This is a genomic window from Candidatus Avedoeria danica (genome assembly GCA_016703025.1).
In the GTDB taxonomy this organism is placed as follows: domain Bacteria; phylum Chloroflexota; class Anaerolineae; order Epilineales; family Epilineaceae; genus Avedoeria; species Avedoeria danica.
Genome location: JADJCV010000005.1, coordinates 39,235 through 58,095, shown reverse-complemented (window position 1 = coordinate 58,095; position 18,861 = coordinate 39,235). Strand labels below are relative to the sequence as shown.

The 18,861-nt window shown below is 70.4% G+C and carries 14 protein-coding genes; 7 read left to right on the top strand and 7 right to left on the bottom strand.

What is annotated here, in order from left to right; genetic code table 11:
* Positions 1-36 precede the first annotated feature (36 nt).
* Complete coding sequence (locus IPG72_14705) at positions 37-846, bottom strand: triose-phosphate isomerase (GenBank protein MBK6770230.1); 810 nt, start codon at positions 844-846, stop codon at positions 37-39.
* A 262-nt stretch (positions 847-1,108) separates the two neighbouring features.
* Between IPG72_14705 and IPG72_14700 the strand changes: the two genes are divergently transcribed.
* Entirely contained in the window at positions 1,109-1,663 is a 555-nt protein-coding gene (locus IPG72_14700; GenBank protein ID MBK6770229.1) for a Uma2 family endonuclease, read from the top strand.
* 30 nt (positions 1,664-1,693) lie between these two features.
* On the opposite strand, the gene IPG72_14695 is transcribed toward IPG72_14700, so the two are convergent.
* From IPG72_14695 to IPG72_14670, 6 genes are all read right to left on the bottom strand, one after another.
* The gene (locus IPG72_14695; protein ID MBK6770228.1) at positions 1,694-4,102 is read right to left on the bottom strand and encodes a hypothetical protein; all 2,409 of its coding nucleotides are present in this window, start codon (positions 4,100-4,102) and stop codon (positions 1,694-1,696) included.
* A gap of 18 nt (positions 4,103-4,120) precedes the next feature.
* The gene (locus tag IPG72_14690) at positions 4,121-4,711 is read right to left on the bottom strand and encodes a hypothetical protein (GenBank protein ID MBK6770227.1); all 591 of its coding nucleotides are present in this window, start codon (positions 4,709-4,711) and stop codon (positions 4,121-4,123) included.
* 45 nt (positions 4,712-4,756) lie between these two features.
* Positions 4,757-5,110, bottom strand: coding sequence for an MmcQ/YjbR family DNA-binding protein (locus IPG72_14685; protein MBK6770226.1), 354 nt, complete (start codon positions 5,108-5,110; stop codon positions 4,757-4,759).
* A gap of 54 nt (positions 5,111-5,164) precedes the next feature.
* Positions 5,165-6,433 (bottom strand): homoserine dehydrogenase, encoded by a 1,269-nt coding sequence (locus IPG72_14680; GenBank protein ID MBK6770225.1) that lies wholly within the window; start codon positions 6,431-6,433, stop codon positions 5,165-5,167.
* The gene (locus IPG72_14675) at positions 6,430-8,151 is read right to left on the bottom strand and encodes a glycosyltransferase family 39 protein (GenBank protein MBK6770224.1); all 1,722 of its coding nucleotides are present in this window, start codon (positions 8,149-8,151) and stop codon (positions 6,430-6,432) included. The genes IPG72_14680 and IPG72_14675 overlap by 4 nt, the downstream gene beginning before the upstream one ends.
* Before the next feature lie 434 nt (positions 8,152-8,585).
* On the bottom strand, positions 8,586-12,137 hold the full coding sequence (locus IPG72_14670; protein ID MBK6770223.1) for a DNA polymerase III subunit alpha: 3,552 nt from the start codon (positions 12,135-12,137) through the stop codon (positions 8,586-8,588).
* A gap of 204 nt (positions 12,138-12,341) precedes the next feature.
* Here IPG72_14670 and IPG72_14665 point away from each other — a divergent pair, with 204 nt between their 5' ends.
* The 6 genes from IPG72_14665 (at position 12,342) to IPG72_14640 (ending at position 18,820) form a co-directional block, all read left to right on the top strand.
* Positions 12,342-13,082 carry a Uma2 family endonuclease gene (locus IPG72_14665; protein MBK6770222.1) on the top strand — a complete coding sequence of 247 codons (741 nt, stop codon included), beginning with the start codon at positions 12,342-12,344 and terminating at the stop codon, positions 13,080-13,082.
* 38 nt (positions 13,083-13,120) lie between these two features.
* Positions 13,121-14,377 (top strand): L-2-hydroxyglutarate oxidase, encoded by a 1,257-nt coding sequence (lhgO, locus tag IPG72_14660; protein ID MBK6770221.1) that lies wholly within the window; start codon positions 13,121-13,123, stop codon positions 14,375-14,377.
* Positions 14,364-15,368 (top strand): hypothetical protein, encoded by a 1,005-nt coding sequence (locus tag IPG72_14655; protein ID MBK6770220.1) that lies wholly within the window; start codon positions 14,364-14,366, stop codon positions 15,366-15,368. Before lhgO ends, IPG72_14655 begins: the two co-directional genes overlap by 14 nt.
* Before the next feature lie 40 nt (positions 15,369-15,408).
* The gene (locus tag IPG72_14650) at positions 15,409-16,239 is read left to right on the top strand and encodes an endonuclease/exonuclease/phosphatase family protein (protein ID MBK6770219.1); all 831 of its coding nucleotides are present in this window, start codon (positions 15,409-15,411) and stop codon (positions 16,237-16,239) included.
* Positions 16,240-16,312: 73 nt separating this feature from the next.
* Positions 16,313-16,621, top strand: a complete 309-nt coding sequence (locus tag IPG72_14645) for a hypothetical protein (GenBank protein ID MBK6770218.1) — start codon at positions 16,313-16,315, stop codon at positions 16,619-16,621.
* 294 nt (positions 16,622-16,915) lie between these two features.
* Positions 16,916-18,820, top strand: a complete 1,905-nt coding sequence (locus IPG72_14640; protein MBK6770217.1) for a hypothetical protein — start codon at positions 16,916-16,918, stop codon at positions 18,818-18,820.
* Positions 18,821-18,861: the final 41 nt, after the last annotated feature.

Sequence of the window (18,861 nt, the reverse complement as noted above, 5' to 3'; positions counted from 1 at the left end):
GCGTTCGCGAACGCGTCGCATTGGGGTGATGTGAAGTCAATTTCGCGCGGCGTTCACCAGCGCGAGGAAGCTCGCTGCGTCGAGCGAGGCGCCGCCGACGAGCGCGCCATCGACGTCTTCGGCGGCCAGGTAGGCGGCGATGTTGCCGGGATTGACCGAGCCCCCGTACAACGCGCGCACGCTTCGTCCGACGCGGTCGCCGAACGCCTCGGCCAGCCGCGCCCGCACCAACGCCGCGATGCGCGCCGCCTCACCGGCATCGCACGCCCGCCCGGTGCCGATCGCCCAGACGGGCTCGTACGCCACGACCAGCCGCTCGGCTTCATCCGGCGCGATACCGTCTGTCGCCGCGTCCAACTGGCCGAGGACGACGGCGTCCGCCCGCCCCTCGTCCCGCGCCGCGGCCGTCTCGCCGACGCACACGATCGGCACGAGGTTGTGCGCGAACGCCGCATGGACCTTGCGGTTCACGCCGTCGTCCGTCTCGCCGAACAGCGTGCGGCGTTCGGAGTGGCCGACGATGACGTGCGAGGCGAGTTCGGCCACCATCGGCATCGCCACCGCGCCGGTGAACGCGCCCGCGTCGCCCCAGAAGGCGTCCTGGGCGCCGACGTACACGCCGCTGCCGCGGGCGTCGTCGCCACTCGCGTCACTGCCGCGCACGACGTCGGCGACGGCGGCCAGCGCGGTGAACGGAGGGCAGAGGACGACGTCGCAGCCCAATCGATCGTCTCGATCCGCCATCGACGAGGCAGCGACGCCGTCGACGACCGCGCCGGCGAGCGCGCGCGCTTCGGCGACGGTCTTGTGCATCTTCCAGTTACCGGCGATCAGGGGTCTGCGCAATGGCCTCGGCTCCGGCGCCGTGCGTGGACGGCGGGGGCGGGCGGGGAGGGGTGGGCGGACCGCGCACGGAGCGCGGCGGGCGCCGCGGGGCGGCGCGATGGGAAGGTACGATAGCGTAGAGGGGGTGGGTGGGTCAATGATGTCGCAGACTTGTCGCTGGCGCCCTTGCGCAGTTGAGCGCGCTCGGCTAGCTTTCGCTCGTGACTCGATACCCCCAGCGCTCATGACCAATTCGTCGCAATCGCACCAAGGACCACGCCCCATGATCACCCGGACCAAGCTGATGACCGCGGAAGAGCTGGCGGCGATTCCGGATCTTCCCGGGCGGTCCGAGCTCGTCCGAGGGGAGTACATCGAGATGTCGCCTGGCAGCGGCGGTCACGGGTTCGTGGCCGCAAGAGTAGCGTTCCGCATCGCCGCATTCATCGAGGACCACTCACACCTTGGCAGGGTGTACGCAGCCGAGACCGGCTTTGTCCTATTCCGCAATCCGGACACGGTGCGCGGCCCAGATGCATCGTTCCTCTCCTTCCCCCGCGCAGACCACCCGCTAGACCAAGCCGGCTTCATTGAAGGACCACCCGACTTGGCCGTCGAGGTCGTCTCGCCGAACGACACTGAGCGGTACGTGGCTGAGAAGGTCGCCGACTACCTCGGCGCCGGCACGCCACTTGTCTGGGTGGTGCGACCGCGGAAGCGCACGGTGACAGTTCACGATGCGAGCGGCGACGTACGGGTGCTGGGCGAGGGCGAGGTGCTGGACGGAGGAGATGTGCTGCCAGGGTTTGAGGTGGAGGTCGGGCGGTTGTTTGCGTGATGCCGGCGGCCTAAAGCCCTCTCCGCCCGACTAACGCCGCACCATCGCCATCGGCAGAAACGCCCGCCGCATGGGCCCATCGGGCGGCGCAACCGTCGGCGGCCGCGGCGTCGCCGTCGCGCCCGGCACCCCCACAACCGTCGGCTCCTCCGGCTCCGGCGACGCGGACGGCGCACGCGTCGGCCACGCCGTGAGTGTGGCGCCGGGCGCGACGGCCGGCAGCGGTTCACCGTCCGTCAGGCGGTACAGCAGGATCGTCGGGCCGTCACCGTCCTCGACCGCGGCGACGACGGCAAGGACGTCGCCGATCCGCGCGACGTGCGCCGGGCGGAGGTGGGCATCCAGGTTCGCCGGGAGCGGGATGCGGGCGCGCACGACGGGAGCGAACGGGTCGGCGACGTCGATTGCCCAGACGGCATCCCGGCTCCCCACCACGTCGGCGCCCTGGTCCACGCCGACGACGAACGCCGTGTCGCCGGCGACGCGCAGCCGCAGCGCCGCGAAGCCCTCGACCGACCGCACCGCCTGGAGCGTCCGCCGGTCGATGACGCGCATGCCGCTCCGCTCGCCGGCAAACGACACGGCCACGAGGAGCGCGTCGCCGACGACCGCGACGTCATACGCCTCGCCGGGCACGTCGATCGTCCCGGCCGCCGTCGCCGTCCCGTCGTCCCGGAGGGTGTATATCAGGACGCCGGCTTCGCTGCTGGCGACATAGACCGTGCGGCCAGCGGCGGCGATGCCGCGAACGTCGCAGTCGCCCATGACCCAGGTGCGCCCGCGCCAGGTCCCGCAGCCGCCCTGGCGGGCGAGGATGGACGCGAATGTCGGCGCCGCCGGGTCGCGGACGTCGAGCACGGTCACGCCGGCATCGAGAGACGGGACGAGGACGAGATCGCCGAGGTCGATCGGGTCGTAGCGCGAGGTCGTGGCGAAGGAGTAGGTGTCCTTCGGTGCGCGGGATATGCCCGAATCCGACTCCGCCACCCATCGTCCGAGCGGACGGGGCCGGAGCGGGTCGGCGAGGTCGACGAGGCCGACGTCGCCGATCGAGCTGAACGCTGGCCCGCGGACGGCGACGGCGCGCCCCGCGCCGAGCGCCAAGCCACCACCCCACGTCGGGAACACCCAGCCGCCACGCGGCGGGCCGAGCGTCGACCGGCCGACGACGCGCGGCGCGGCAGGATCGATGACGTCGAGCGCCCATAGCTCGTCGTCGTCATCGGCAACGAACAGGTGCGTACCGTCCGTGATGGCGCCGTACGGCGCCGAGATCGTCGGCACGATGGCCCGCTCGGCCAGCTGCGCATTGCCGTCGCGGCCGTAGCGCACGAGGCCGCGGTAACCGTCGTCGATCACGAGGCCGTCGGGGAGGGGCGCAACGTCGACGGCGTGCCACGGGAAGTGCAGCTCCTGCGCCCACGGCGCGTCCGGCTGCCTCAGGTCGACGTCCAGCACCTTGGATTCGCCGCGAATCCAGACCGGGAACGTCGCGAAGGCGTGGGCGCCGTCGGACGCGATCCGCGGGCTGCCGTACGAGCTGTCGAAGGTGCGCACTGACCGGATGGTCCATGGGGTCGTACGTCCGCCCGCGCCGTCGGTATCGAGGTCGACGACGGCGAGCTGCGTGTTGAAGTGCTTGTCGCGAGAACCGACCAACGCGTGCCCGGGGCCGAGGCCGACGGCCATAACGGGCGTGGGCCAGCGCGTGTGGCTCGATGGCGCCGGCCGTGCCGGATCGGTGACGTCGTACAACGCCGCAAAGCCGGCGTCATCCGCGCCCGTCGCACCGCCGACGAGCAGCCGCCGGCCGTCCATCGCCACCGCCCACGCCATTCCGGCGTCGAGCAGCGTCGTGGCGACGACCGGCCGGTCCGGCGCGGACGCATCGACGATCCGCACGCCCTCCGCCCCGCACGCCACGGCGAACCATGCGCCGGCGATGGCCACGTTCGCCGCGTCGCACGCGCCGAGCGGCACGGTGCCGGCGGCGGTCGGCGGATTGGCGCGGCTGTCGAAGAGGGCCAGCGAGGGCGGGCCGGCATCGCCGGTGGGATGGACGACGACGGCGATGAGGCCGCGGCCGGCGGCGATGAGCGTCGGGTCGGCGAGCGGGTCGGTGTGGCCGAGGGGGCGCGGCGCGGTCGGGTCGGTGAGGTCGAACGCGGCGATCCGATCGCCTTCGATCGCGAAGACGCGTGCGCCGTCAGCGGCGATGCGCGCGAAGCCGTGGCCGAACGTGCCGGCCGGCTGGGCGTCGAGCGTGCGGACGACGCGGGGGGCTTGGGCGGCGATGGGGCCGGGGGGCGTGGCGGGGTGCGCGGCGAGAGCGAGGGCGAACGCAAGTGCCGTTGCGCCGGCGCTGGCGACGGCGCTCCGGAAGCTACGGTCGCGCGTGGGGCGGCGGTCGGCGGACGGCGACGGGGGCCAGAGGTGCATCGGTAACCTCCCGGCCGGTCAGGACGTCGCGGATTGGGACGGGGCCGGCGCAAGGCCAGTATGTCGAACGGAGGGGCGGGGCGCAAGGGCCGCCAGCGACGGGCTCGCCGGACGCCCCGCCGATGCGAACCGTCGACGATCCCACAGCCTCTGACATGCGGACCGCGCGCATCGTCTGGATGCGCCGGACGCCGATGGCTCAGCGGCTCGCGACGACGCACGGCAGGTAGCGCCGCTGGGCCGGCAACGTCCGGCCATCGACAGGTCGAACACCTGCACGCCCTCCCACGACCGCGCGACGAAGGCGCGATCCCCGTCCACGGCGGCGCCGGCGCCGCGACAGCCGCTGACCCCGTCCTTCACGACGGTGCCGTGCCCGCACTCCGGGTCGCGAAACAGGCGGCGGGCGCGGTCGCTCAGGCGCTCGGCATCGAGGTCGATCAGACCGGCCGACAGCGTGGCGTACACGCGTCCCGCGGCCACGAACGGGCCGAACGCGCCGACGCCGCTGTCGGCAGCCGAGAGGATCATCGGATCGTTCGCCGGCTTCCACACGTTCAGCGCACGCGGCACATGCTGTTCCTGCGCCGCAGAGGCGGGACGCGCCATCGATGCACATCCGTGCTGGGCATCCCGCACCTCCTGGCCAACGACCTATCCGCTCGGCGGTTCCGCCAACCCCGCCCGCACTGCTCTCGACAACCCCGCGACCACCAGGTCATAGGACATCGCAACCCAGTCACGAAGTTCCTCGTCCGGTACGCTCCCGTCGAGCACAACGGTGTTCCAGTGCGCCTTGTTCAGGTGATACCCCGGCACCACCGCGTCATACTGCTCGCGCAGGAGCGGCGCCAGATCCGGATCGCACTTGAGGCTGACGTTCGCCGGGCGGTCGTCGTCCGCGCCCATGATCGCGAAGACCTTGCCGGCCACCTTGAAGACGTGCGTCTCGGGGCCGAACGGGAAGTCCTCGGCCGCGCCCGGCTTCGCCAGGAGCAGCACTCGCATCTCGTCGAAACCGGTGGCCAAGGTGTCCTCCTTGGTTGATACGATCGAGCAGGTTCATGCTTTCGCGACAGGTGCGGTCGTTCCACCCCGTCGCATCGCCAGATCGACGACGTCCGCCAGCACCCCCGACGCCGTCGCCTCCACCCCCGCCCCGCGCCCCTGCAGCACGAGCGGCGACGGGTCATACCACCGGCTGTGGAACGCGACGAGGTTGTCCGTTCCGGTGAGGCGGCCGAGCGGGCTGTCGGCGGGCACGACGGCCGGCGCAACGGCGGCGCGGCCGTCGGCGATCGTCGCGATCAACCGGTACACGCCGCCGGAGGCTTGGGCCGCCGCGACACGTTCCGCCGTCGGCGCATCCAGCGTGGGCACGCGGCGCAGGAACATCTCGACGTCGGCGACGTGATCCGGGTGCGCCGGGTCATCCCACTCGGGCGGGTACAGGCCGCGGACGTCGACATCGTCCAAGCCGATCTCCCAGCCGAGCATCCGCGCCAGGATCAGCGCCTTGCGCGCCATGTCGTGCCCGCCGAGGTCCGTGCGCGGATCCGGCTCGGTGAAGCCGCGCGCCATCGCCTCGCGGACGATTCCCGACAGCGGCCGGCCGGCGCGCAGCTCGCTCGCCACGTAGTTCAACGTCCCGCTGAACGTGCCCTCGATCCGCGCCACCGCGTCGTCCGCCGCGACGAGGCGCGACAGCGTGGCGATCAGCGGCACGCCGGCGCCGACGGTGGCCTCCCACCGCGCCCGCCCGCGCCGTCCCGGCACGACGTCCTCGCCTGCGTCGACGCCGTTGCCGGTGAGGAAGGTGAAGTCGTCGCATGTTCCGGCGAGCGGCAGCTTGTTCGCCAGGACGATGTCCCAGCCGCGTTCGAGGGCGGCGCGGAGGTGGGGGGTGGTGACGTCGGTGGCGGTGCAGTCGACGACGATGGCGTGGGGGGTGGGGATGTGGCGCCAGGCGGCCGGATCGCCATCGGTGCTCGAAGAGGGCACGGCATGCCGTGCCCCTACCGACGGGGAATGGATGGCCGTGGCTCGGTCGTTGGCCGCGTCGACCAGGCCGCGCCCTGCCGCCTTCGCGTCGACGAGCGCCAGCAACAGATCGTCGTGTAGGGGCACGGCATGCCGTGCCCCCGCCAACGGGGATGCGATGATCGTCGCGCCGCTGTCGGCCAGCGCCACGATGTCGAGCGCCAAGCCGAAGCGACGCGCATGCGCCGGGCGGGCCGCGACGATCTGGCGCACGAGCGCCCGTCCGACGCCGCCGAGGCCTGGGACGATGATCGCAGCGGCACGCGGCGGTCGCGGTTCGGACGCGCTCACGGCGACGACGCCGGCACCGCGACGTCCCCGCGCACCAAGATGACGGTCCGCGGGTTCACGCGCGATTCGATGTACGCCGTGCCGAGCAGCGGCGCGAGCGGCGCAGGACTCGCCGCATCGTAACGAACGGCGTAGCCGGCCGCCACGAGCTGGTCGACGAGCGTCGGGTCGGCGCCGATGCCGGGCGCGCGGGCGCGGCGCGTCGTGACGACGACGTCGGCGTCCTCGGCCTGCACGGCGGCCAGCGAGGCGTCGTCATCGTCCAGACGTTCGGGTTCGTAGCCCAACCAGTCCAGGCGCGGCAGGTAGCTCGATGAGCCGATCACGACGACGCGGGCTTCGCGCGGCACCTCGGCCACCAGCCAGCGTTCGGCGGCGAAGCGGCCGTCGGTGAGGAGCATGACGTCGGCGTGGATGCTGTAGAGGAGGGCGTGGAGGAAGGTGAGGGCCAGGACGGAACGCGCGACGTTGGCTGCGATGCCGGACCGGCGACCAGGCGGGTCGGTATCGACGATGTCCCGGCCACTTCCACCGCCACCGCCGTCGACGGCGTCACGGACCCAGACACGGCGGTCCGCGAACACCCGCGCCGCCAGCCACCCCACCGGCACCGCCAACAGGATCGCCACCGGCAGCGTGAAGCGCGTGTACGTGTACCGGATCGGTGCGATCGTGAAGAGGTAGTACGACACCGCCGGCAACAGCACCCACGCCGTCCGCCGGTCCCGCCACGTCGCCCACGCCGCGCCGACGCCCGCCGCGGCGAGCCACGGCCAGCCGGCGGCGTCGCGCAACCGGGCGGCGAACGTCGCCAGGAGCGCGGCGTGGCCGGTGAAGCGGTCGTTCCACGGGTCGATGCCGGTGCCGCCGATCCAATGGCCGACGTGGGCCTGGAAGCCGGCCCAGTTGAAGACGACATTGTTCACGATCCCGTACAGGCCGAACAGGCACAGGAGGAGAACGGTCAGCCGCGGATCGGCGGTGAGAGAGCGCTCCAGTGCGTAGGTCGCGGCTTGGCCGGGCGGCCGGGCCGCCAACGCCCGCCGTGCGTGGACGACGAGGATCGCCACACCGACGAGGACATACGCGCCGACGATGCTCTCCTTCGTCGACAGCGCCGCCGACGACAGCAGGCCGAACGCGGCGTAGTCCCGCACCCGGCCGCGATCGACGACGTCGATGAACGCCACGATGGACCATGCGAACCAGAAGAGATACGGGACGTCGACGTTGCCCCAGTGGCTGAACAGGACGAGCTCGTGGACGACGGCGGCGGCGAGGGCGGCGAAGAACGCGGCGCGGCGGTCGGCGTACAAGCGGCGCGTCATCGCGTAGACGGCCGCCACGACGCCGGCACCCATGGCAGCCGCGAGCAGGCGCGACAGGCGCATCAGCCAGCCGAGCTGGTCGTACGGCCGGCGGAAGCAGTCCGCGTCGCCGAGGTCGTCGCACGGCTCGACGATGTCGCCGTTGTGCCGCCACCAAGCCACGGACGGAGCGTACACGGCGCGGGTGATCAGCGGCTGGAGGTAGGGGTACTTGTTGTCGCCGCAGCACCAGATCTGCCCGATCCGCAGCGGCACCTTCGGCGTCGGATCGTCGTTCGACCACGAGCGGTCGTTCGGAAGCCCCCAGCCGGCGCCGATGCTGTTCAGTGTCAGCGACAGCGCCAGCACGGCGATCAGGCCACGCGGCAGCTGCCGCAAGCGCTCGATCACGTCGCGTGGATCGAGTGCCCGGAAGAGCGCATCACCGTGCCGCCACCTTGATCCGCCGTTCGTCGCCGACCATCGTCGAGAGCTTGCGCAACAGGTCGACGCAGTAGCGGGTGGTGTTGTTCGGGAACTCGAGCTCCACCAGGTCTTGGCCGTTGGGCAGGATCACCGAGAAGCGATCCGGGCCGCTGAAGCCGATGAGGAGGTTGAAGACCTCGCTGAGCAGGCCGATCGTGGTCTCCTGGTCGGGGCCGGGGGGGATGCGGACTTCGACATGGTAGGTCGGGCCGTCGGGACGGGTGGGGGCGGATGTCGTTGGCGCGGGGGGGCTTGGGCTGTCGTTCGGCAGGCCCTCACCCCCCGACCCCCTCCCCCAAGTCTGGGGGAGGGGGAGGATGCTCGGCGGGGGGAGGCCAGCTCAAGCGTCGCGACTTCGGTTACGGCCACAGTAGCCACCTGCGAATCACCACCTGCGAATCAAGGTGTGTCCCTTCCACCGATCCCTGATCCTCCCCCTCCCCCAGACTTGGGGGAGGGGGTCGGGGGGTGAGGGCCTGCGCTGGCACGAGCGACGCCCCCTCGGCCTCTGCGATCACCGGCGCCGTCCACGCCATGTCGATCGTCCCGTTCACCAGCGGCGCGGGGACAGCCGCCGCCGCGGGTACGCGCCAGACGGCGGCGGCGGGCATTGCATCGACCGTGGTGCCCGCGCCGTCTCCATCGCCCGTCCCGTCGGGATCGTACGACCATGCGGTGTCGACGAGGATCTGCGGCCGGTCGCCGCGGTACTCGACCTTGCCCTGGACGAGGACGACGCGGTCCGCCTTCCAGAGGTCGCGCGTGGCCTCGTACGTGCGCGGGAAGAGTGTCAGCTCGACGTCGCCCTGCAGATCCTCGATCTTGATGAACGCCATCGTGGCGCCCTTCTTCGTGACGAGCGTTCGGACGCTCGTCACGAGGCCGGCCATCGTCACCGGCAGGCCGGCCTTCGTCTCGTCGATGTCGCCGGACAGGACGGTGATCGTCTCGACGAGCGCGGCGGCGTGGCGGTGGAGCGGGTGGTCGGACAGGTAGAGGCCGATCAGCTCCTTCTCCCACGCGAGTTCGGTCTTCACGTCGCGCGGCAGGTCCGGGAGCGGCGTGACCATGGCCGGCTGCGATGCGTCGATCATGCCGCCGAAGAGGGAGAGCTGGCCGACGTCCTTGGCCTGGTGGTGGGCCGTGCTCGTCGACATCATCCGGTCGAGCGTGGCGAGCAGCGCTGTGCGGGTGCCGTAGCGGTCGAACGCGCCCACCTTGATGAGCGATTCGAGGGACCGCTTGCCGACTTGGCGCAGGTCGACGCGCCGACAGAGGTCGTCGAGGTCGTCGAACGGCCCATCCGCGCGCGCCGCCATGATCGCCCGCGACTGGCCCTCGCCGACGTTCTTGATGGCGGCCAGGCCGAAGCGGATGCTGCGGCGGGTACCCGACTCGTCGTCCGTCGCTTCGACATCGAACCCTTCGATGACGAAGTCGAGGTCGCTCGCGTCGACGCTGGGGGGCAGGAGCGCGATCCCCTGACGGCGGCTGTCGGCCGCCACGACGGCGATCTTGGCGGTGTCGTCGCGATCGACGGACAGCAGCGCCGTGGCGTATTCCACCGGATGGTGCGCCTTGAGGAAGGCGGTCTGGCAGACGATGACGGCGTAGTCGGCGGCGTGCGCTTTGTTGAAGCCGTAGCGGGCGAACGTCTCGATGTCGTCGAAGATCCCTTCGGCGATCGGCCGGGCGATCCCGTTCGCCGCCGCGCCCTCGACGAACGTCGTGCGGTGTTTGACGAGCTCGGCCTTGATCTTCTTGCCGACGGCCTTGCGGATCGTGTCGGCCTCGCCGGCGTCGTAGCCCGCCAGGTCGCGCGCGATCTGGATGATCTGCTCCTGGTAGACGATGATCCCGTACGTCTCGGACAGGATCGGCTCGAGCGCGGGGTGGCGGAAGCGCACCGGCTCCTCGCCGTGCAGGCGCTTGATGTACGTCGGGATGTACTCCATCGGCCCCGGGCGGTAGAGGGCGATGGCGGCGACGACGTGCTCGAAGCGGTTCGGGCGCATCTCGCGCAGCATCTTGCGCATGCCGGCGCCTTCCACCTGGAACACGCCGGTGACGTTGCCGGCCGAGAGGAGCGCGTAGATCGCGGGGTCGTCCAGCGGGATGTTGTCCAGCGTGTAGCGCGTGCCGTGGTAGCGCTCGACGAGCTCGGCGGCGCGGCGCAAGACGGTCAGCGTCGAGAGGCCGAGGAAGTCCACCTTCAGGAGGCCGAGCGTCTCGACGTCCTTCATGTTGTACTGCGTGACGGCCAGCAGGTCCGCCACCGCCGCTGCGTCGTCGCTGCCGCGCGTCGGCCGGTGGAGCGGGAGGACCTCGACGAGCGGCCGGTCGCAGATCACGACGCCCGCGGCGTGGGTGGAGGCGTGGCGGGCGACGCCCTCCAGCGTCTGGGCGGTGTCGAGCAGGATCTTGACGTCCGGCTCGGCTTTGTAGATCTGGACGAGGTCGGCGGTGTAGAACTCGTTCGGCTCCTCGCCCGTCCCGGGCCGCATCGCGTCCGCGATCCCGCACGCCTTGCCCGGGATCGCCGGCACGAGGCGGGCGACGCGGTCGACGTCGGCCAGCGGGTAGTCGAGGGCGCGGCCGGCGTCGCGGATGGCGGCGCGGGCGCCCATCGTCCCGAACGTGATGATCTGGGCGACGCGGTCGTGGCCGTACTTGCGGAAGGTGTACTGGATGAGCAGGTCCCGCTGGTCGTCGGGGAAGTCCAGGTCGATGTCCGGCATGCTGATGCGGGACGGGTTCAGGAAGCGCTCGAAGAACAGCTGGTGGTGGAGCGGGTCGAGGTTCGTGATCCGCAGGGCGTAGCTGACGATGCTGCCGGCGCCCGAGCCGCGGACGTTCCACCAGACGCCCTCGTCGGCGGCGAAGCGGCAGAGGTCCCAGACAATGAGGAAGTAGCTGTCGAAGCCCATCTGGCCGATGACGGAGAGCTCGTAGTCCAGCCGCTGCCTGACCTCGTCCGTCACCGCCGGGTAGCGCGCCGCGACGCCCTCGTCGCATAGCGCGCGCAGGTACGTGGCGGGGGTGTGGCCGGCGGGGACGTCGAACTGCGGCAGCTTGTAGCCGTCGAAGTCGAGCGTGACGTTGCAGCGCTCGGCGATCTCGGCGGTTGTCGTCAGGGCCTGCGGCATCTCGCGGAAGAGGTGGGCCATCTCCTCGGCCGTGCGCAGGTAGAACGTGTCGCCGATCTTCATGCGCTTCGGGTCGTTCATCGTCGTCTGCGTCTGGACGCACAGCAGGACCTCGTGCGCCCGGACGTCCGTCTCGCGGCAGTAGTGGACGTCGTTCGTCGCCACCGTCGGCAGGCCGAGGTCGTCCGCGAGGCGCAGCAGGTCTTTGTTCAGCTGCGGGATGAAGTGGATGTCGTGGACCTGGAGCTCGATGTAGTAGCGGCCGGGGAACGTATCGGCGTACCAGGCGGCCGCCTCGCGCGCCTTGTCGTACTGGCCCTCCATGAGCCAGCGCGCCACCTCGGCGGCCGGGCAGCCCGAGAAGACGATAACGCCCTCGGCGTGCGCGGTGAGGAGCTCGCGGTCGACGCGGGGCTTGTAGTAGAAGCCCTCGAGCTGGGCGCGGCTGACGAGGGAGAGGAGGTTGCGGTAGCCGACCTCGTTCTCGGCCAGCGCCGTCAGGTGGTAGGGCTTGCGGTCGATCTGGCTGTCGCGATCCGACCGCGTTCGGTTGGCGACGTAGAGCTCGCAGCCGATGATCGGCTTGATGCCGGCCTTCTTGGCGTACTGCACGAACTGCACCGCGCCGAACATCACGCCGTGGTCCGTCAGCGCCAAGGCGTCGAAGTTCCGCTCCGCGGCCGTCTTGACCAGGTCCGGGATGCGGGCGAGGCCGTCGAGGAGGCTGTAGTCCGAGTGGACGTGGAGGTGGGTGAACGACGGCATGGGGTGAGGATATCATCGAACGGGCGTTCGGGGCCACGCTGTCGGCGGCGGGTCGACAGTGTGGGGCGGGGACGGTGGTTGGATGCGTTATCCACAGGTTGTCCGGACCAGGCGCGTCGGGATGCGCTCGGACGTCAATGCCGAACGTGTGTTCGGATCGGCTTGCCCGGCGCCCGCCGCTCGGCTATGCTGCGCCCTGTCCCGATGCGGTCACCCACGCCTAGGAGACCCTCCGTGATCCAGACCGAACGCCGCACCCGCCAACCCAACGCGTCGCGAGTGCTCCGTCCGCGCCCCGAGGTGCCGCCGATGCTCGAGAGCGGCGACAGCATGACGCGGGCTGAGTTCGAGAAGCGGTATTGGCTGCGGCCTGATCTGAAGAAGGCGGAGCTGGTCGAGGGGGTGGTCTACTTGTCATCGCCGATCCGCGACCTTCATGGTACTGCGACCAGCTGTGTGATCATTTGGCTTGGCACCTATGCGGCACACCATCCGAACACCAGCATCAGCGACAGCGGCACAGTTCGACTTTCCCACGATACCGAAGTCCAACCCGATGTGTTTCTTCGCCTGAAGCCCGAAGCCGGCGGGCAGTCTCACGTCGACAAGGACGAGTTCGTGTCCGGAGCCCCTGAACTTGTGGTTGAGGTGGCCTATTCGAGTGTTTCGCGCGACTTGAACTTGAAGAAGCCCGTCTATCAAGCGGCGGGCGTGTGTGAGTACATCGTCTGGGATCTCGATGCCGGCGAGATCCACTGGTTCGTGCTTGATGATGGTGCGTACGTCTTGCGCGAGATGGACGACGACGGGATCATCGATAGCGCGGTATTCCCGGGCCTGCGCCTGGACGTCGTGGCGATGCTGGAAGGCGATCTGGAGTTGGTGCTGAAGGTGTTGGCCTCCGCTCAATTACCCGCAGGTGACCTGCCTACCGTCACCCCGTGACCCGAGCGGGCCGCCGACCCAGCCAAGGTTCGTCGCCAATGCCCGATGACCCCGCACCCTACGACATCGCCCTCGTCGGCGCCGGCATCGTCGGCCTTGCGACGGCGATGGCGCTCACCGAGCGTGCCGCCGCCGACGGCCGCGATGCCGACGGTCGCGGCCACGCGCCGCTCCGCGTCGTCGTCGTCGAGGCCGAGGACCGCGTCGCCGCCCACCAGACAGGCCACAACAGCGGCGTGATCCACTCCGGGCTGTACTACGCGCCGGGCTCGCTCAAGGCGACGCTCTGCACCGACGGCCGCGAGGCGATGTTCGCCTTCTGCGCCGCCCACGGCATCCCGCACGCGCGCTGCGGCAAGCTCGTCGTCGCCGTCCGCCCGAACGAGCTGCCGCGACTGGAGGACCTCGAGGTGCGCGGGCGGGCGAACGGCCTCGTCGACATCGTGCGCCTCGGCCCGCGCGAGATCGCCGACGTCGAACCGCAAGCCGTCGGGCTGGCGGCGCTCTGGGTCCCCGAGACCGGCATCGTCGACTACCGCCTCGTCACTGAGGCGTTCGCCCGGATCGTCGCCGAGCGCGGCGGCGAGGTGCGGCTCGACAGCCGCCTCACCGCCGTGCGGCGCGAGACGGATGGCTTCACGCTCGACACGACGGGCGGGCCGGTGCGCGCCCGCCACGTCGTCGCGTGCGCCGGCCTGCACGCCGATCGCGTCGCCACGCTGTGCGGCATCGCGCCCGGCGTGCAGATCGTCCCGTTCCGCGGCGAGTACCACCGCCTCGTCGGACCGAGCGCCGACCTCGTGCGCCACCTCATCTACCCCGTGCCCGATCCGCGCTTCCCGTTCCTGGGGGTGCACTTCACCCGCGGCATCGACGGCACCGTCCACGTCGGGCCGAACGCGATCCTGGCGCTGGCGCGGCATGGCTACGCGCGCGGCGCGTTCGATGTGCGCGACGCGGCGGCCATCGCCGGCAGCCCAGCCGTCTGGCGACTGTCGGCGCGTTACTGGCGGCTCGGGCTGGGCGAGATCGTCCGCTCGTGGTCGCGCCCCGCGCTCGCCCGTGCGCTGCGCGCGATCGTGCCGGCCGTCCGCACTGCCGACCTCGCGCCGGCCGGCGCCGGCGTCCGGGCGCAGGCGCTCGATCCCTCCGGGGCGCTCGTCGACGACTTCCGGATCGTCGAGGGCGAGCGGATGATCCACGTCCTCAACGCCCCGTCGCCGGCCGCGACGGCGTCGATCAGCATCGGGCGGCACATCGCCGAGCAGGCGACGGCGCACTTTGGCCTGGCCTGACGACGCGCTCGCGCCGGACGGTCGGCTGCCGGTCAGCGTCCTCGGCCTCGGCCGGGTCGGCGCGGCGGTCGTCGGCCGGCTGCTGGCGAACACGACCCGGCGGCTGGACATCAACGTCGTCGTCCCGAGCGAAGCCCACCGCGGCGCGTTCCTCGACCTGGCGCACACCGCCAACTTCCACCCCGCCCACCGCCTGCGCTGGAACGACGCCGCTGCGTTCCGCGCCGCGCGCGTCGTCTTCCATGCCGCCGGCGCCAGCAACCCAGTCGGCGTCAGCCGCCACGTCGTCGCCGACGCGAACGCCGCGCTCACGCGGACGATCTTCGGCGCCGCCCGGTTCAGCCACGAGCCGTTCGTCATCGTCATCACGAACCCGGTCGACGTCATCGCCTGGCACGCCTGGCAGGCCAGCGGCATCGACGCTGCGCGGGTCATCAGCACGGGCACGCTGCTCGAGGCGGCGCGGCTCGCCTACTACCTGGGCGAAGCGCTCGGCGTCGCCCCCGCCGCCGTCGACGCCTGGGTCCTCGGCGAGCACGGCGACGCGCAGGTGCCGGTGTTCAGCTGCACGACCGTCGCGGGCCAGCCGGTGCGCGAAGTCGATGCGGTCGTGCGCGACCCGGCGATCCTGGCGCGGTGCGCCGAGCTGACGCGGACGGCGGCTTGGCAGGTGCGACAGACGCAACCGAGCACGTGGTGGGCGGTGACGGACTGCGCGGACGTGATCTTCCGCTGCCTGATCGGCGAGGGCGAGCGGCGGTGTCCGATCGGCGTGCGCGTCGGGGGCAAGTGGGCCGAGTCGTTGAACTTGGGCGTGGGCGTCGCGGATGCGTTCCTCGGGCTGCCGGTGTGGTTGCGGCAGGGGGGATACGATGTGATCGGGCCGGACGCGTTCGGGGGGTTGGACGAGGGGGAGTGGGGGGCGTTGCGGGGGGCGGCGGGGGTTGTGGGCGCCGCATGCCATTGGCAGGCTGGGCCGGTAGGCCTGTGAGCGAGCTCGGAGGTCCGGCAACGAACAGGGGAGCCGACGGATGACAACCGTTGGATTTGCCACTTGGAATCTGAACTGGTTCAAGCGAAGTCCAGCTTGGGCCGAGTCCAAGCTGGCGTTCCTTTACCAGCAACCGTGGGATGTCATCGCATTGCAGGAGGTGACCGCATCGATGGTTGGATTGGTCCTGCAGTCCGGAATCGCCGAGCACGTGGCGTATTCTGCCGACGTCGCACCAGACTGGGGGTTCGGGTCGGCGCTGCTGGCGCGGAACGGTGCCGTCATCGAACAACATTGTCTGTTGGCAGAGCTACCCAACCCGAACTGGGGTGTCGTCGCCCGCATCAAGTTCGACGATGTCGCTTTCACCGCCGCCAGCTGGCACGCCCCGAACGCGGCCAAGGCTGAGAATCGGGCCGCCAAGGCGGCCGCGTACAGGAGCGTCAACCACTGGGTGCGTGGGCGACAAGATCCGCTAGTGATCGGCGCCGACGCCAACCACGGCGCGCGCTGGACGCGCACGCTGGACTTTCCAGGCGAGCCGTTCCAGGCGATCAAGGAGGACGACTGGTTGGATGAGAACAGGTTCTGGGCACAACCCGACCACGACCTGCGCGACATGTGGTTCGAGTATCTGCAAGACCGCCCGGAACTGGTCGCCACCTTACGCGTCGAGCGACCCGAGGGTCCATCCGCGATTTCGTACACAAGGGGGTCTTCCAAGAACCCGACTCCGGACCGCTTCGACTACATCCTCGCTTCGCCGGAATTCTCCGTCACGCACATGACCTATGAATACGAGCGGGCAAAGGTCGCCGGTAGCGACCATGCCTTCGTGGTGAGTTCGCTTCAACTAGTACTCCACCACTGAACATGCTCGTGGCGGCCACCAGAGTAGGGAACCCCTAGAATCCACAGTGGTGGAGTACTAGGGGCACCGGACCGTGTTCAATGAGTTCATCCGCTTTGGGCTTTGGCCGGTAACGATCGTGGCCGTCTCGCTACTCGCCGCCGGCGTATGGCGCATGAACGTGCGGCTCGCCGCCGTCGGTGTCGGCCTTGGCCTGCCGCTCTGCGCCTACCTGTTCATCGCCGGGCCCGGCGGGCTGGTGATGGTCGTGCTCTTGATCGCAGGCGGGGCGATGGCGCTCATGGGCGTGCGAGCCGGCGACCGGGTGACGGCTTGGGGGGGTGCAGCCGTCGTCGCGCTGATCGTGGGGTTCCTGGCGTGGATCATAGCCCTGAGCGGGTAGCGATGTGGCGTCGTCGCCACCGAATGGACTGTTGACGGCCGATCATCCCGCGGTGTTCCCATCGGCTATCCGTAGGTGGAGGCCGCCATGTTCACGATCCGAATCCGGCGGCCAGCAGCTCAGGCGGGTGGATTGTCGAGCCGTGGGTGTCCCACGGAACATTTGACCCGCCAACGGCATACGGATACTCATTGGCCGACAACGGCTTCGTGCCGACATCGCTTGAACGGCGTTCCCCCACGCGTCCGCACACCCGACCGTCGGCCTCACCATCGACCGTGCAGGAGGAATGCCATGCGCAGCCTGTCCGCCCGCCCGCGGCTCGTGTTCGCCGCGATTGTCACCGCCGTCGCCGTGGCCGCCGTTTCCGTGCAAGCGGCTCCCGCCACGGCGGCGCCGGCTGCCACGGCAACTCTGCCGACCTGCGCCCCGACACCCGACGGCCTGGTGGCCTGGTGGCCGTTCGACGAAGCCGGTGGCACTGTAGCGAGCGACATCGCCGGCGGCCAGCACGACCTCACGCTGGGCACGGGCGAGGTCTGGCACCCGAGCGGAAGCGTCGAACCGGGCAACGTGCGCGGCGCGCTCGAGTTCGGCGGCTCCTCCGCCGGTGACTTCACCGCGCTGACCGTGGCCGATGCGCCGGAGCTGCGGTTCGGGACAGGCGACTTCAGCATCGACTTCTGGATCAAGATACCGACCGGAACCGAGACGAACTTCGCGCTCGTCGGGCTACTGCAAAAGCGAGGCTGGACCGCCGGTCCCGCGGGCAATGCCGGTGACGGCTGGTTCTCGGTGGTCGTGCGCCACGATCGATACGAGCTGCAAATTGTCCGCACCGGCGGCGGCCACAATTACTTCAAACCGGTCAGCCCGGTGGTCGTCAAAGGTGCCTGGCAGCATGTCGCCATCGCCGTGCGCCGCACCGCCCCCGACGCGGGCGTGAAGTTCTACATCGATGGCAACCTGGTCAGCGTGAACAGCGTCAACGACGCCCTCGACCCCCTGACGAGCCTTCTGCCGCCGTATGACTTGAACAACACCGCTCCCCTCATGTTCGGCGGCGGCTTTGCCCAGCCGTTCACGGGCCTGCTCGACGAAGTCGAGCTGTACAACGTCGCCCTCTCGGACGACGACGTGACTGCGCTCTACGCTGCCGGCGCAGCGGGTCACTGCCTGCCGTCGACACCCCCTTGCGTCGACATCTGCGAGCTCGATGCCCGTGTGATCGCCCTCGAGTCTTGTCCGTCGGCGTGCGCGCTCGATGTCCGCCTCCAAGCGGCCGAGGCGACAGTGCCGATCCTCCAGGCGCAGGTGGCCACCCTGCAGGGCCAAGTGAGCGCGCTCGAAGCCAAGGTGGCCGCGCTCGGCGGCGTCGAAGCACGCCTGGCGGCCCTCGAGGACAAGCTGCAGCATGTGTCGCGCGCTGGCAACGACCTGACGATCAGCGGTGCCAACCTGCATGTAGTGAACGGCACCGGGGCGACGGACGGTGGGCCGAACGCACTGGGAAACGTGATCGTGGGGTACAACGAGGCGCGGCCGGGCGGCGGGGATCCCAGGACGGGGTCGCACATGGTGGTGGTGGGGCGCGGGAATTCGTATTCTGCGTTCGGCGGCATCGTGGCGGGCGAGAACAACACGGCGCGCGGGCGGTTCGCGACGGTGGGCGGGGGGAACGGCAATTTGGCAAGCGGTGACTATTCGTCCGTGAGCGGTGGGCAGGGCAATATCTCGGGTGCCTATGCCGCGTCCGTGAGCGGCGGACAGAGCAACACGGCCACCCGCAGCTATGCGTCCGCAAGCGGCGGTCGGAACAACACGGCCAGCGGCAACTACGCATCCGTCAGCGGTGGTCAGAACAACACGGCGAGCGGCAGCTTCGCGTCCGTGAGCGGCGGCTCATACAACACGGCCGCCGGCACCTCCTATGCATCCGTAAGCGGAGGCACGAGCAACACGGCCACCGGAAGCGCCGCATCCGTGTGCGGTGGCATCGTCAACACCGCATCCGGACGATACGCGTCGGTCACGGGCGGCTCGAGCAACACCGCCGCCGCCGAAGCATCGACGGTCGGTGGCGGCGATCGGAACACGGCGAACGGCGTGCGCTCGACCGTCGGCGGCGGTGCGAACCGGAGCACCACCGCGGGCCAAACCAACGCATGGCGCGGAGGCAACCTGATCCAACCGAACTGACCGCCGCGGACCGCGGAACGATGGACCACGCGCTCAGCCGA

Excerpts from the sequence above, each read along its gene's own strand:
- IPG72_14700 (MBK6770229.1), top strand. The coding sequence starts at position 1,109 with ATGATCACCCGGACCAAGCTGATGACCGCGGAAGAGCTGGCGGCGATT.
- IPG72_14695 (MBK6770228.1), bottom strand. The coding sequence starts at position 4,102 with ATGCACCTCTGGCCCCCGTCGCCGTCCGCCGACCGCCGCCCCACGCGC.
- IPG72_14690 (MBK6770227.1), bottom strand. The coding sequence starts at position 4,711 with ATGGCGCGTCCCGCCTCTGCGGCGCAGGAACAGCATGTGCCGCGTGCG.
- IPG72_14685 (MBK6770226.1), bottom strand. The coding sequence starts at position 5,110 with ATGCGAGTGCTGCTCCTGGCGAAGCCGGGCGCGGCCGAGGACTTCCCG.
- IPG72_14670 (MBK6770223.1), bottom strand. The coding sequence starts at position 12,137 with ATGCCGTCGTTCACCCACCTCCACGTCCACTCGGACTACAGCCTCCTC.
- IPG72_14665 (MBK6770222.1), top strand. The coding sequence starts at position 12,342 with ATGCGGTCACCCACGCCTAGGAGACCCTCCGTGATCCAGACCGAACGC.
- lhgO (MBK6770221.1), top strand. The coding sequence starts at position 13,121 with ATGCCCGATGACCCCGCACCCTACGACATCGCCCTCGTCGGCGCCGGC.
- IPG72_14650 (MBK6770219.1), top strand. The coding sequence starts at position 15,409 with ATGACAACCGTTGGATTTGCCACTTGGAATCTGAACTGGTTCAAGCGA.
- IPG72_14640 (MBK6770217.1), top strand. The coding sequence starts at position 16,916 with ATGCGCAGCCTGTCCGCCCGCCCGCGGCTCGTGTTCGCCGCGATTGTC.